The sequence below is a fragment of the Streptomyces sp. NPDC041200 genome (assembly GCF_055591805.1).
The window spans coordinates 1-13,247 of sequence record NZ_JBVIZF010000042.1 but is presented as its reverse complement, the minus strand read 5'-3'; the positions used below and the strand labels follow the sequence as shown (position 1 = coordinate 13,247).

The 13,247-nt window shown below is 72.6% G+C and carries 14 protein-coding genes; 10 read left to right on the top strand and 4 right to left on the bottom strand.

Annotation, left to right across the window (positions count from 1 at the left end):
• Positions 1–66 precede the first annotated feature (66 nt).
• The 6 genes from ACZ6CL_RS38410 (at position 67) to ACZ6CL_RS38385 (ending at position 5,607) form a co-directional block, all read left to right on the top strand.
• A complete protein-coding gene (locus tag ACZ6CL_RS38410) occupies positions 67–1,572 on the top strand; it encodes a glycoside hydrolase family 28 protein (protein WP_468945068.1) in 1,506 nt (501 codons plus the stop codon).
• Positions 1,573–1,648: 76 nt separating this feature from the next.
• Positions 1,649–1,789, top strand: a complete 141-nt coding sequence (gene pqqA, locus ACZ6CL_RS38405) for a pyrroloquinoline quinone precursor peptide PqqA (RefSeq protein ID WP_450874836.1) — start codon at positions 1,649–1,651, stop codon at positions 1,787–1,789.
• A gap of 93 nt (positions 1,790–1,882) precedes the next feature.
• Complete coding sequence (gene pqqC, locus ACZ6CL_RS38400; RefSeq protein WP_468945065.1) at positions 1,883–2,617, top strand: pyrroloquinoline-quinone synthase PqqC; 735 nt, start codon at positions 1,883–1,885, stop codon at positions 2,615–2,617.
• Complete coding sequence (gene pqqD, locus ACZ6CL_RS38395) at positions 2,614–2,880, top strand: pyrroloquinoline quinone biosynthesis peptide chaperone PqqD (RefSeq protein WP_468945062.1); 267 nt, start codon at positions 2,614–2,616, stop codon at positions 2,878–2,880. The genes pqqC and pqqD overlap by 4 nt, the downstream gene beginning before the upstream one ends.
• The gene (gene pqqE, locus ACZ6CL_RS38390; RefSeq protein ID WP_468945060.1) at positions 2,877–3,995 is read left to right on the top strand and encodes a pyrroloquinoline quinone biosynthesis protein PqqE; all 1,119 of its coding nucleotides are present in this window, start codon (positions 2,877–2,879) and stop codon (positions 3,993–3,995) included. Before pqqD ends, pqqE begins: the two co-directional genes overlap by 4 nt.
• An 88-nt stretch (positions 3,996–4,083) precedes the next feature.
• Positions 4,084–5,607 carry an SDR family NAD(P)-dependent oxidoreductase gene (locus tag ACZ6CL_RS38385; protein ID WP_468945057.1) on the top strand — a complete coding sequence of 508 codons (1,524 nt, stop codon included), beginning with the start codon at positions 4,084–4,086 and terminating at the stop codon, positions 5,605–5,607.
• 12 nt (positions 5,608–5,619) lie between these two features.
• On the opposite strand, the gene ACZ6CL_RS38380 is transcribed toward ACZ6CL_RS38385, so the two are convergent.
• Positions 5,620–6,885, bottom strand: a complete 1,266-nt coding sequence (locus tag ACZ6CL_RS38380) for a glycosyltransferase family 4 protein (RefSeq protein ID WP_468945054.1) — start codon at positions 6,883–6,885, stop codon at positions 5,620–5,622.
• 171 nt (positions 6,886–7,056) lie between these two features.
• Here ACZ6CL_RS38380 and ACZ6CL_RS38375 point away from each other — a divergent pair, with 171 nt between their 5' ends.
• Positions 7,057–7,761, top strand: coding sequence for a response regulator transcription factor (locus ACZ6CL_RS38375; protein ID WP_468945052.1), 705 nt, complete (start codon positions 7,057–7,059; stop codon positions 7,759–7,761).
• A 3-nt stretch (positions 7,762–7,764) separates the two neighbouring features.
• Complete coding sequence (locus ACZ6CL_RS38370; RefSeq protein ID WP_468945049.1) at positions 7,765–9,165, top strand: sensor histidine kinase; 1,401 nt, start codon at positions 7,765–7,767, stop codon at positions 9,163–9,165.
• A gap of 36 nt (positions 9,166–9,201) precedes the next feature.
• Here ACZ6CL_RS38370 and ACZ6CL_RS38365 read toward each other — a convergent pair whose 3' ends face one another.
• The 3 genes from ACZ6CL_RS38365 to ACZ6CL_RS38355 are packed head-to-tail and all read right to left on the bottom strand — an operon-like array spanning position 9,202 to position 11,179.
• The gene (locus ACZ6CL_RS38365; protein ID WP_468945046.1) at positions 9,202–10,023 is read right to left on the bottom strand and encodes an SAM-dependent methyltransferase; all 822 of its coding nucleotides are present in this window, start codon (positions 10,021–10,023) and stop codon (positions 9,202–9,204) included.
• Positions 10,020–10,319, bottom strand: coding sequence for a DUF397 domain-containing protein (locus ACZ6CL_RS38360; protein WP_468945044.1), 300 nt, complete (start codon positions 10,317–10,319; stop codon positions 10,020–10,022). The genes ACZ6CL_RS38365 and ACZ6CL_RS38360 overlap by 4 nt, the downstream gene beginning before the upstream one ends.
• Before the next feature lie 2 nt (positions 10,320–10,321).
• A complete protein-coding gene (locus ACZ6CL_RS38355; RefSeq protein WP_468945041.1) occupies positions 10,322–11,179 on the bottom strand; it encodes a helix-turn-helix domain-containing protein in 858 nt (285 codons plus the stop codon).
• A gap of 267 nt (positions 11,180–11,446) precedes the next feature.
• On the opposite strand from ACZ6CL_RS38355, the gene ACZ6CL_RS38350 reads away from it, so the two are divergent.
• The gene (locus tag ACZ6CL_RS38350) at positions 11,447–11,869 is read left to right on the top strand and encodes an ATP-binding protein (RefSeq protein ID WP_468945039.1); all 423 of its coding nucleotides are present in this window, start codon (positions 11,447–11,449) and stop codon (positions 11,867–11,869) included.
• Positions 11,870–11,912: 43 nt separating this feature from the next.
• Positions 11,913–12,848, top strand: a complete 936-nt coding sequence (locus tag ACZ6CL_RS38345) for a TAXI family TRAP transporter solute-binding subunit (protein WP_468945036.1) — start codon at positions 11,913–11,915, stop codon at positions 12,846–12,848.
• Positions 12,849–13,247 lie beyond the last annotated feature (399 nt).

Below are 13,247 nucleotides of genomic sequence, written 5' to 3'. Positions count from 1 at the left end.
TGCATCAGGAACACCACCCCGCGCCGTACCCCGCCGTACCCCGCCGCACCCGAGAAGGAGACGCCCATGACCCGCCGACCGCGTCGGCGATGGACGCGCCTGCGCCTCGCCGCCACCACCGCGGCCGGGGCGTGTGCGCTCGCCACGCTTCCCTCCGTGGCCACCGCGGCCCCCCGGACGTACGACGTGCGCGACTACGGGGCCACCGGCGACGGCACGACCCTGGACGACGACGCCATCGACCGGGCCATCGACGCGGCCGCCGCCGGGCCCGGCCGTGGCACCGTGCTGTTCCCGGCGGGCACCTACAAGTCCCGCACCCTCCACCTCAAGAGCGACATCACCCTGCACCTGGCCAAGGGCGCGACGCTGCTCGCCGCCCCCGGCGGCATGGACGAGGCCGAGCCCAACCCCTGGGACGCGTACCAGGACTTCGGCCACAGCCACTTCCGCAACGCGCTGCTGACGGGCGAGAACATCCACCACCTCGCCATCACCGGAACCGGCACCCTCGACGGGGAGGGACTGGGCACCAGCAACACCCTGGAGCCCGGCGTCGGCGACAAGATCCTCTCCCTCAAGCGCTGCTCCGACCTGGACATCAAGGACGTCACCTTCACCCGGGGCGGCCACTTCGCGCTGCTGCTCAACGGCTGCGACGGGGTACGGATGACCCGTACCAAGGTGCTCACCAGCACCGACCGGGACGCCGTCAACCTCATCAACAGCCGCCATGTCGACATCGGCCACTCCCGCATCGAGGGCCGGGACGACGGTGTCGTCCTCAAGAGCGACTACGCGCTGGGCCGGACGTACACCAGCCATGACATCCGGGTCCATGACTCCGATGTGCTCTCCACCGAGAACAACGCCCTCCAGTTCGGCTCGGAGACCTGCGGCGACTTCCGCGACATCCGCTTCGACCGGCTCCGGATCGGTGGCGGGGGCAAGGCCGCCATCGGCATCGTCTCCATGGACGGCGCCGACATCAGCGACGTCCGCTACGCGGACATCACCATGACCAAGGGCGCCACCCCCGTCTTCATCAAGATCGGCGATCGTAAGCGCTGCCCCGGCGCCCCGCCCGCCGGGCGCATCCGCGACATCGCCTTCACCAACGTCACCGGCACCGCACTGACCCACCCGGTGACCGGCGTCGACTACACCAGCACCATCACCGGAGCGCCCGGCGCGGACGTCGAGGACATCACCTTCAACCGGGTGCGGCTGACCGTGCCCGGCGGCCACCCCGCCTCCGACGCGGAGCTGGTCCCCGGCGAATACCTCACCGACTACGTCCCCAAGACCTATGGAGTGCGCCCCTCCTACGGCTGGTGGATCCGGCACGCCAAGGACATCACCTTCACCGACAGCGCCGTCCGGACCGACACGGGCGACGACCGGCCCGCGTTCATCGCGGACGACGGGGCGAGGGTCACCCTGGACCGGGTCACCGCCCAGCGCGGCACCGCCAGCCCGTACGACGTGGGCTTCAGCGCGGTCACCGGCCCCGTGGTCCGGAACAGCGCCACCACCGACGGCGAGGCGCTGCGGATCAGAACCACCCCCTGACCGCGCCCGTCCCTTTACGGCGCCTCCTCGCGACCGACCGACCCACCCATCGGAAACCGGAAGGCAGGTCACCACCATGAACGAGACCGTGCGGCAGACCCCCACCACGGCGGACCGGACCCCGCCCGCACCGGAAGCGACCGCCTGGCAGACCCCCGACTACGTGGTCGTCGAGACCGCGCTGGAGGTCACCGCCTACTCACTGAACGCCCGCTGACGCGAAGCGCGACGGCGTACCCCAGTGGAACCGCGTGCCCCGGACGCTCCGGGGCACGCGCCCACCCGGAGCCGACGGGATGGTGATCGAGTGATGACCCCAAGCCTCGAAGAGCGGCTGCGCGCCGTCGCCCAGGAGCGCTACCACGACCGGCACCCCTTCAACCTCCGTATGCACGCGGGCGACCTCACCCCCGCCGAACTGCGCCGCTGGATCCTCAACCGTTTCCACTACCAGCGCCACATCCCCGTCAAGGACGCGCTCATCACCGCCAAGCTGGACACCCCGCGGCTGCGCCGGATGTGGCTGCGCCGCATCCAGGACCACGACGGCGCGGCCGACGGCGAGGGCGGCATCGAGCGGTGGCTACGGCTCGGCGAGGCCGCGGGCATCGGCCGGGAACGGCTGCTGACCGGCGCCGACGTGCTGCCCGGCGTACGGCTCGCGGTCGACGGCTACGTCAACTTCTGCCGCCTGGGCAGCCCGCTGGAGGCCGTCGCCGCCTCGCTGACCGAACTGTCCGCGCCCGGCATCATGCGCACCCGCATCGAGGCGTTCGAACGCCACTACCCGTGGATCGAGCGCGACGGCCTCCGCTACTTCCGGGACCGGGTGAGCCAGGGCAGCCGGGACAGCGCCGAAGCCCTCGATCTCGTACTGACCTGGGCCCACACCCCCGAGGACGAGGAACGGGCGGTCGCGGCGCTGACCTTCAAATGCGATGTGCTGTGGTCCCTGCTGGACGCGGTGGATCACGCCGACACCAAAGACACCAAAGACACCAAGGACACCACGGGAGACACCGGGGGCCCGGGGGAGCGGACATGAGCGCCCCGGCCGTCTGGCGGCCCGCCCTGGCCCGCGCGGTGCGGCTGCGCCACGACCGGGTGCGGGACGTGGACCTGCTGGTGCTGCCCGAGCGCGTCGTCGTCCTGCGCGGCACCGCCGGAACCGTACTGCGGCTGTGCGACGGCGCCCGCGACCTCGACGCCATCGTGGCCGAACTCGCCGAGCGCTTCCCCGGCGCCCCCGTGGACACCGAAGTCCCCGCGTTCCTGGACCGGATGCACGAGGAGGGCTGGCTACGGTGACCACCCCGCCGCCGGACACGGCGACCGCCCGCCCCCGCCCCTGGGCGCTGCTCGCCGAGCTGACCCACGGCTGCCCGCTGCACTGCCCCTACTGCTCCAACCCGCTCCAACTGGTGCGCCGCTCCCGCGAACTGAGCTGCGAGGAGTGGGGCCGGGTGCTGCGCCAAGCGGCGGATCTCGGCGTCGTTCACACCCATCTGTCCGGCGGCGAACCGCTGCTGCGCCGGGACCTGGAGGTGATCGTCGCCGCCGCCGTGTCCGCCGGGCTCTACACCCAGGTCGTCACCAGCGGCGTCGGGCTGGACGAGGCCCGGCTGACGACGCTGACCGGGGCCGGGCTGCACAGCGTCCAGCTCTCGGTCCAGCACGCCGACCCCGAGGCGTCGGACCGGATCGCCGGATACCGCTCGTTCGCCGCCAAGGAGCGGGCCGCCGCCCTGGTACGGGAGGCGGGGCTGCCGCTGGGCGTCAACGTCGTCCTGCACCGCGACAACCTCGACGCGCTCGACGCCCTCATCGAACTGGCGGTGTCCTGGGGCGCCGACCGTGTCGAACTCGCCAACACCCAGTTCTACGGCTGGGCCCTGCTCAACCGCGCCGCCCTGCTACCCACCCGCGACCAGCTCGCCCGGGCCCGGGAGAGCGTCGCGCGCTGGCGCGAGAGGCTCGGACGCCGCACCGAGCTGGTGTGGGTCCTCCCGGACTACTTCGAGGGCGTCGCCAAGCCCTGCATGGGCGGCTGGGGCGCGGTCTCGCTCACCGTCGCGCCCGACGGCACCGTCCTGCCCTGTCCCGCCGCGGCCGCCCTCCCCGGTCTCGACCCGCCGAACGTCCGCGACCACGCGCTGGAGTGGATCTGGGACCACTCCGCCGCCTTCAACCGCTACCGCGGCGAGGAGTGGATGGCCGAACCCTGTCGTAGCTGCTCCCACCGCGCCGAGGACTTCGGTGGCTGCCGCTGCCAGGCGTACGCGCTCACCGGGGACGCCGCCCGCACCGACCCGGCCTGCGCCCTCTCACCCGATCATGGCCTGATCCGTACGCTCACCGGCCCCGCCGCGGCCGCGGAACCCCCGCCCGCGGGCTATACGTACCGCGGGTACGGGAGGGGGTGAGACCGCCCGGGTTTGGCGCAACCGTCCCCGCTTCCGTACAGTTCGGCCGTTAACCAGGGAAAACAGAACCAGAAAGCGGCAGCGGCGAATGACGGTGACTGACGACGGCCGGGTCCAGCAGACGGAGGCCGGGCAGCCGGGGGCCGACGAGCCCGGTATGGATGAGCCCGGCACCGACGAGCCCGGTATCGACCCCGAGCGCCTGGCGACCTGCCTGAGCGTCCTGGAGGAGCTGGACCGGCTGCCGGTCGACCACCCCGACGCCATCACGGTGCGCCGGGCCACCGCCGGTATCTACCGCACCGTGAAGCAGCGCAGGCGCTCGGAGCGGCGGGCCGCCAAGACCGCCAACGACAAGGCGGTGACCGAGGCCACCGCCACCGGCGCCGCCGACCGCATCGACGACGAGACGCTGGGCCGTGCCCTCTCCAGCTCGGTCACCACCGAGATCGCGGGCATCCTGGACCGCCCCCGCTCCTGCTACGTCTGCAAGACCCGGTACGTCGAGGTCGACGCGTTCTACCACCAGCTCTGCCGCGGCTGCGCCGCCGAGAACCGGGCCCGCCGCGACGCCCGCGCCGACCTCACCGGACGCCGGGCGCTGCTCACCGGCGGCCGCGCCAAGATCGGCATGTACATCGCGCTGCGGCTGCTGCGCGACGGCGCCCACACCACCGTCACCACCCGCTTCCCGAACGACGCCATCCGCCGCTTCACGGCCATGCCGGACAGCGCCGAGTGGCTGCACCGGCTGAAGATCGTCGGCATTGATCTGCGCGACCCCGCCCAGGTCATCGCGCTGACCGACGAGGTGAGCGCCGCGGGGCCGCTGGACATCCTGATCAACAACGCCGCGCAGACCGTGCGCCGCACCCCGCAGGCCTACGCGGAGCTGATAGCGGGCGAGTCGGCGCCGCTGCCCGCCGGGGAGCTGCCCGAGGCCGTCGTCCTCGGCGCCTTCGGCAGCGGCTCCCAGACCGCCCTGCCCGGACCGCGCGCGGAGCGGGACGGCGCGCTGACCGCCCAGGACCTCACCGCCCTCGCCCTCACCAGCGGCTCCGCCTCGCCCGCCCGGATCGAGGCGGGCACCGCGATCGACGCGGGCGGGCTCGTCCCGGACCTGGACCCCACCAACACCTGGATCCAGCGGGTCCACGAGGTGGACCCGGTCGAGATGCTGGAGGTGCAGCTGTGCAACGAGACGGCGCCCTTCATCCTGGTCAGCAGGCTGCGCCCGGCGATGGCCGCCGCGCCCGCCCGGCGGAAGTACGTGGTCAACGTGTCCGCGATGGAGGGCAAGTTCGGCCGCGGCTACAAGGGCGCGGGCCATCCGCACACCAACATGGCCAAGGCCTCGCTCAACATGCTCACCCGCACCAGCGCCCGTGAGATGTTCGAGTCCGACGCCATCCTCATGACCAGCGTCGACACCGGCTGGATCACCGACGAGCGCCCGCACCCGGACAAGATGCGGCTCGCGGCCGACGGTTTCCACGCCCCGCTCGACCTGGTCGACGGCGCGGCCCGGGTCTACGACCCGATCGTCCGCGGTGAGCAGGGCGAGGACCTGTTCGGCTGCTTCCTCAAGGACTACGCGCCGACCACCTGGTAGGCGCGGCGGTCCTCAGGCGTTCGCGCTCGTCCCGCCCGCCGCCGGGAGGCGGCGGCGGACGGCGCGCTTCCAGCGGCGGACCGTACGGCGGTAGCGGGCCCGCAGCCGGACCCGGGTGCGCTCCCAGGAGCGCGCGAACCGGCTCGACGCCAGCTCCTCGAAGAGCCGCTCGTAGCGCTCGGCGATCGGCTCCGGGTCGTACATCCGCGCGCTCTCCAGCGCCGCCGCCGCCATCGCGCGGCGGCCCGGCGCGTCGTCGATCAGATCCAGCAGCGCCTGCGCCATCGCCTGCTTGTCGCCCACGGGCACGAGCCGGCCGGTGACCCCGTCCTCGATGATCTCGGCGGGGCCGAGCGGGCAGTCCGTGCTCACCACCGGCACCCCGCAGCGCATCGCCTCCACGATCGTCATCCCGAACGACTCGGCGTCCGAGGCGACCGCGACGATCGACGCCTTCGCGAACTCCTCCTCGATCGGCGAGTACGGCCCCATCAGCTCGGCGCTCCCGGTCAGCCCCAGCTCCTCGATGCGCTGCTGCAGCCCGTCCTTCCGGGCGCCGCCGCCGTAGATCCGCAGCCGCCAGTCCGGATGCTTCGGCGCGACCTCCGCGAAGGCGTCGATCAGCAGGTCGAAGCGCTTGCCGCGGACCAGCCGCCCGGCCGCCGCGATCACCGGCGCGGTGCCCTGGGAAGGCTCGGCCGCCGGTTCGGGGACGCTGTTGGGTATCGCGAGCGTCCGCGCCCCCGGCAGCGGCATCTTCTTCCGGTACACCGCCGCGTCCGCCTCCGTCGTGGTGACGACGGCGTCCAGCGTGCGGTAGTACGGCGTCAGCTCGGTCCGCAGCTGCTTGCTGTGCGCCTCGTACCGCAGATGCTCCTGCGCGATGCGCAGCGCCTTTCGCGGGCCGAAGCGGGCGAGGTAGACATTGATGCCCGGCCGGGTGCCGACGATCACATCGGCGTCGCAGCCCTCCAGATACCGGGCGATCCGCACATCCATCAGCCGGTTGTACTGGTGGTTCCGCTTCTCGTGGACGGGAAAGTCCCGGGTCGGCTCGGCGAACAGCGGATCCCGCGCGTCGAGGCCGCCCGGGCGGGTGTCGACCAGCGGCACCAGCTTCACCCGCGGGTCGAGGGCGAAGCGCGCCTTCCCGCGGTGGCGCATCATCGACACGATCTCCACCTCGTGGCGCTCCGCGAGCGCCGCGGCGAGGTTCAGCGTGGTGCGTATCGTTCCGCCGATCCCATAGGCGTTGTGCAGCAGGAATACGATCTTCATGCGGTGTCTCTCCGGCCGGTGGCAACACCGGGGCGCGATCCCCCCGGAACGTACTGGGTACCCTGTCCCGGCTCGGTAAGCCCGTCGCGTGGATAAGGTGAGAACCGGGTAAGAACCGCAGCTCCGGGGGGACGCAGGTGATCGCTCCCGGGGCCTTGGCAGACTCGTCGTGTGACCAACACCGTGCTGCTCGCCGAGGACGACCGTGCCATCCGCCACGCGCTGGAGCGTGCCCTGACGCTGGAGGGCTACCGGGTGACCGCGGTGTCCGACGGCGTCGAGGCCTTGGCGGCCATCCACCGTGAGCATCCGGAGGTGATCGTGCTCGATGTGATGATGCCGGGCGTGGACGGCATCCAGGTGTGCCGGGTGCTGCGCGCCGAGGGCGACCGCACCCCGATCCTCATGCTCACCGCGCGAGTGGAGACCGCCGACCGGATCGAGGGACTGGACGCGGGCGCCGACGACTACGTGGCCAAGCCGTTCGAGGTCGAGGAGGTCTTCGCCCGGCTGCGCGCCCTGCTGCGCCGCGCCGCGCCCATACCGGAGCCCGCGGCGGAGGGCGCCGCCTTCGACGCCGCCCTGGCGGTCGCCGACCTGCGGCTCGACCCCTCGGCGCGCCGGGTGTGGCGGGGTACGGCGGAGCTGGAGCTGACCCGCACCGAATTCGACCTGCTGGAGCTGCTGGCCCGCAACGCGGGCATCGTCCTCGACCATGCCACGATCTACTCTCGCATCTGGGGCTACGACTTCGGCCCCGGATCGAAGAACCTGGCCGTCTACATCGGCTACCTGCGCCGCAAGGTCGACCAGGAGGGGCGCACCCCGCTCATCCACACGGTGCGCGGCGTCGGCTACACCCTGCGGGAGGAGTGAACGGTGCGCCTCGGCCTCCGCCGTAACCCACGGCCCAGCCTCCACACCACCTTCGCGCTCTCCTTCGCGGCGCTGGCGTCCGTGGTGACGCTCCTGGTGGGCTTCCTCAGCTACGACGCCGCGGCCGGGCTGGTGCGGGTCGACCAGAAGTCCGCGTTCACCGACGTCATCCGCGATCTGCGCACCCAGGTCCAGGGCCAGAAGGTGATCCTGCGGCAGTACCCCTCCGAGGTCCCGGTGCCCTACGGGCTGCGCGACGACCTGCGCCGGATCAGCCGCATGGACGTCCAGGTGCTGGGCGGCCGGGGCGCCGTCTACGACGAGGGCAAGCCCGCGCTGCCGGTCGGCGAGGAGGACAAGGAGATGGCCGCGGCCACCACCGCGGGCATCCTGCGGCAGCGCAACATCGCCATCGGCGAGGACGAGTACCGGATGGCCACCGTCGCGCTCGGCGACCACCGGGGCGCCGTGCAGGTGGCCCAGCAGATCAGCGACACCGAGGATCTGCTGCGCGAACTCCAGAAGCGCACCGCGCTGTTCGTCGTCGCGATCATCGGGGCCGCCGGGGTGGCGGGGTGGTGGCTCGCCGGACGCATCACCCGGCGGCTGGTACGGCTCACCCGGGTCGCCGAAAGCGTGGCGGCCACCGGCCGGATGGAGGTGGCGGTCCCGGTCACCGGAGACGACGAGGTGGGGCGGCTGGGCCGGGCGTTCGACGGCATGCTCGGGCGGCTCGCCCGCTCCAAGGACGACCAGCGGCGACTCGTCCAGGACGCCGGACACGAACTGCGCACCCCGCTCACCTCGTTGCGCACCAACATCTCGCTGCTGAGCCACTTCGAGAAGCTGCCGCCCGCCGCGCGCGACGAACTGCTCGCCGATCTGGCGGGGGAGACCCGGGAGCTGACCGACCTCGTCAACGAACTGGTGGACCTGGCGGCCGGTCAGCGGGACGACGAACCGCGCACGGAGGTGTCCCTGGACGAGGTCGCCGCCAAGGCCGCCTCCCTCGCCCGCCGCCGCACCGGCCGGGAGATCACCGTACGGGTCAAGGGCGACACCCTCGTCGAGGGGCACCCGGCCGCCCTGCTGCGCGCGGTCTCCAACCTGGTGGAGAACGCCGCCAAGTTCGACCAGGACGGCACCGGGCCCGTCGAGGTCGTGGTGAGCGGGCACCGCGTCGAAGTACGCGACCGGGGGCCCGGCATCGCGGAGGAGGACCGGATGCGGCTCTTCGACCGCTTCTACCGCGCCCCCGGCGCGCGCAGCCTGCCCGGCTCCGGACTGGGGCTGGCCATCGTGCACGAGGTCGCCCTCGCGCACGGCGGCACGGTCTTCGCCCGCCCGCGCCCCGGCGGCGGCGCGGTGCTGGGCTTCACGGTGGACGGCCCCGAGGAGCCGTAATTATCTGGGGATCGAAGGCGCTGAGGCTCGGAGGCGCTACGGCTTGCGGGCCACCCCGGCCCACATGTTGATGTCCGCGCTGCGGATCTCGTCCGGCCGGTCGCCGGGGTCCGGCTTCCAGGCGTGCGGCTCCGAGACGCCCGGCTCGACCAGCTCCAGTCCGTCGAAGAACGCCGCCACCTCGCTCTGGCCGCGGGTGGTGAAGGATATGCCGCTCTCCTTGTACACGGCGATCACCTTCTGCCACGTCTCCGCGTGGAAGTCGGCCGTGGAGTGCGTCAGCATCAGATAGCTGCCCGGGGCGAGGGCGCTCATCAGCTCACCGACGATCTCGTACGGCTTCTCCTCCTCCGGAATGAAGTGGAAGAGCGCGTTCACCGACAGCGCGACCGGCTTGCTCAGGTCGAGCGTCTCGTGCAGCTCGGTCGCCGTCATGATCCGCCGCGGTTCGCGCACATCGGCCTGGACGTACGCGGTGCGCCCCTCGGGGGTGCCGCGCAGCAGGGCCTGGGCGTAGGCGAGCACGATGGGGTCGTAGTCGGTGTAGACGACCCGGGCCTCCGGGGCCACGCTCTGGGCGACCTGGTGCAGGTTCGGTTCGGTGGGGATGCCGGTCCCGATGTCCAGGAACTGCCGGATGCCCGCCTCGGCGGCCAGCCAGCGCGTCGCCCGGTGGATGAAGCCGCGGTTGACGGTGGCGTTGAGCCGGACGGTCGGGTAGACCGACAGGACCTTTCCGGCGGCTTCCGCGTCGACCTCGTAGTGGTCCTTGCCGTTGAGATAGAAGTCGTACATCCGAGCCGGGTGCGGCTTGGTGGTGTCGATCTGCTGGTCCGGGGCGAGTCCGTAGTCGGTCACGCCGCCCTCCGTTCCGGTGCGGTACCCGCCGAGGTGGTCAGGTTGGGGTCGGGTCGGGTGAGAAGGAAGTCCGCGGCACCGGCCTTGGCGCCCTGGATGAACTTCTCCATTTCGTGGTGCGTGTAGATCAGGGCGGGGCCGTCGGGGTCCGTCGACTGACGCAGGGCGATCCGCCCGTCGTGCAGCCGCAGGGCCTCCACGCACGCACCGCCGTTGGGTCCGCTCCAGGGCTTGCGCCAGCCTTCCGTCGCCAGACGGGTGGCGGGTATGCCGTTGTAAACGTGTTCCTGATCCACAGTCACAGCTCCTTGCGAATCTCACGGAGAAAGTTCTCCGTGCGCCGCGCCGGTGTGGCCTGGGTGCCCATCCGGTCCAGTGCCTCCAGATAGGCGGCCACGTCGGTGCGCTGGTCGAGATAGCCGGCGCCGGTCAGGCCCTCGGCGTAGACGATGTCCGGCAGTTCCGGGATCTGGAACCGGAACAGCTGGAAGGGACCGCCCATGCCCGGATGCGGCCCGGAGGCGAACGGCACGACCTGCAGGGTCACGTTGGGCATGTGGGTGGCCTCGATGAGGTGGTCGATCTGGGCGCGCATGATCTGCGGTCCGCCGATGTGCAGACGGAGCACCGTCTCGTCCATGACGGCCCACAGATGCGGCCCGCCGGGTCTGGAGAGCAGGTCCTGACGCTCCATCCGCAGGGCGACCCGGCGGTCGATCTCCTGCTCGGTGCCCTGGGGGAAGCCGATGCGCAGCAGCGCGCGGGCGTAGTCCTCCGTCTGCAGCAGGCCGGGGATGAAGTGCGGTTCGTACGCGCGGATCCGGCTGGCGGCGCCCTCCAGGCTCACGTACAGGCTGAACCAGTCCGGCAGCACATCGCGGAACCGGTGCCACCAGCCGGGCCGGTTGGCCTCCTCGACGAGTCCGAGGAAGGACTCCACCTCGTCCTGGCCGACGCCGTAGGTCCGCAGGAGCTTCTCCACATACGGGAGCTTCAGGCCGACCTCGGCCTTCTCCATCCGGCGCACCGTGGTCTGGTTGACGTGCAGCGCCTTGGCGGCCGCGTCATAGCTGACCCCGGCCTGCTCACGGAGGTGCCGCAGCCGCATGCCGAGGACCATCTGCCCGACGGTCGGGGCAGACCGCGCTTCACCCACGTCGTCACCTCCTCCGACGGTGTTGTGCGTCTCAGTGTGCCATGCTCGATATGGGGGAGACAGAGTGCGTTGGCCATTCTGCATTTTGCAGAACGCGTCTTGCCAACTGATGCTCGCAGGAACGATAGTGGCCTCGTGACCGGTCCCAACGTGGCTGCCCTGTCGCGCACTTGCGGCATTCACGTACGGCATTCACGCCCCCACAGGTAGACGGACGGAAGGCACATGGCCGTGGCATTGCGTCAGCGCTCGACGATGGTTCCTCACATGACCTCCGCTGGCGTTGACACGGCCCTCCGCCAGGAGAGTTTGCAGCTGCCCGCCCGGGGCGCCTCGGTCGCCGCCGCGCGACGGCTCGTCCGGAGCCTGGTGCCCTGCTGGGGCTTCGACGAGGACGTGTGCGGCGCGGCGGAGCTGGTGATGTCCGAGCTGTTCACCAACGCCCTCGTGCACACCGGGAGCGAGCAGATCCTCTGTGTGCTGCGCGCCCAGGAGCGTCGCTCGCTCTACGTCGAGGTCGCCGACCAGGGCGGTGGCCCGCTCGGGCCCATGCCCCGGGAGGCGGGCGTGGAGGACGAGAGCGGCCGGGGCCTGGCCCTCGTCCGCGCCCTGACCGAGGCCTGGGGCGACCGCCCGGGTGCGGCGGGCGGCCGCGTGGTCTGGGCCCAGCTCAGCGCGACGGCCCGCTGACCACTACGTCCCCGTCTCGCATCGAGGCGGTTAGCATCGCCGGGTGCACACCGTCCCACGCCGCCTGCTGCTGGCGTTCGCCGCGGGCGGGCTCGCCGGGTGTTCGGACCCCGGGCCCTCCGCCCGGGTGCGGCTGGCCACCGGCCCCCGGGGCGGGCCCTACGCCACCTTCGGCAGCAGGCTGGCCACCGAGGCGCACCGGGCACACCACGGGCTCACCGTGCGGGTGCTCACCACGGCGGCGAGCGTGGAGAACCTGCGCATGCTCGGCGACGGCCGGGCCGACACCGCCCTCACCCTCGCCGACAGCGCCGCGGACGCCGCAGCGGGGCGCGGCACCTTCCCCCGCCGCATACCGGTCACCGCCCTGGCCCGGCTGTACCTCAACTACCTCCACCTGGTCGTCCCCGCCGACTCCCCGCTCGAGCACCCCGCCCAGCTGGCCGGGCGCACGGTCTCCCTCGGCGCCGCCGCGTCCGGTACCTCCACGACCGCCGGACGAGTGCTCGACGCCGCCGGAGTGCGCGACGTCCGTGCCGTACGCCTCGGGCTCGGCGCCTCCGCCGACGCACTCACCCGGGGCGACGTGGACGCCTTCTTCTGGTCCGGCGGCGCCCCCACCTGGGCCATCACCCAACTCGCCCACCGCCGCCCGCTGCGCCTGATCCCCCTCGGCGGGCTCGCCCGCGCGCTGCGCCGGGAGCACGGCCCGGTCTACGAGGAGGCCTCCATCCCGGCCGGGGTGTACGGGCTGCGCGGGCCGACCCCCACCGTGGGCACGCCCAGCTATCTGGTCTGCCGCTCCGGGCTCGCGGACGGCACGGCCCGCGCGCTCACCGCCGTGCTGTTCGAACGCCGCGACCGGCTGGCGGTGCCGGACGCGCCGGGCAGCCGCCTGGACGAGCGCTACGCCATAGCCACCGGCACGGTCCCCCTCCACCCAGGCGCGGCCGCCTACTACCGCGCCGCCTACGGCTGACCCCCAGCCCGCCGCCGATGGTGGGCTCCGGCGTGCGCGAGGGGCGGGGAGGCAGCGGCGCGCCCCTCCGGCGAGCCCGCGCCCCGCCGCGCCACCCGCGCCGCCGGGGTCGGAGCGGCCGGGGGCGCTCGACGTCTCTCCTGCCGGTGCCGGTGCCGCTGCCCCTGCCGCTGCCGGTGCCGAGGCGTGGTGGGCTCCGGCGTGTGCGAGGAGCGGTGAGCCAGCGGCTCGCGCCCCCGGCGGACACGCGCCCCCGCCGCCCCGCGCCGCCGATTCGCCTCGCTCCGACCCGCGCCGCCCCGACCCGCCGCCGACCCGCGCCGCCCCGACCCGCCGCCCCGCGCCGCCGCGCCGCCGGGGCCGGGGGTGTCCCCCGTTTCGGGGAGGGGCGGGGTGGGG

Excerpts from the sequence above, each read along its gene's own strand:
- ACZ6CL_RS38350 (WP_468945039.1), top strand. The coding sequence starts at position 11,447 with ATGACCTCCGCTGGCGTTGACACGGCCCTCCGCCAGGAGAGTTTGCAG.
- pqqC (WP_468945065.1), top strand. The coding sequence starts at position 1,883 with ATGACCCCAAGCCTCGAAGAGCGGCTGCGCGCCGTCGCCCAGGAGCGC.
- ACZ6CL_RS38385 (WP_468945057.1), top strand. The coding sequence starts at position 4,084 with ATGACGGTGACTGACGACGGCCGGGTCCAGCAGACGGAGGCCGGGCAG.
- ACZ6CL_RS38380 (WP_468945054.1), bottom strand. The coding sequence starts at position 6,885 with ATGAAGATCGTATTCCTGCTGCACAACGCCTATGGGATCGGCGGAACG.
- ACZ6CL_RS38410 (WP_468945068.1), top strand. The coding sequence starts at position 67 with ATGACCCGCCGACCGCGTCGGCGATGGACGCGCCTGCGCCTCGCCGCC.
- pqqA (WP_450874836.1), top strand. The coding sequence starts at position 1,649 with ATGAACGAGACCGTGCGGCAGACCCCCACCACGGCGGACCGGACCCCG.
- pqqD (WP_468945062.1), top strand. The coding sequence starts at position 2,614 with ATGAGCGCCCCGGCCGTCTGGCGGCCCGCCCTGGCCCGCGCGGTGCGG.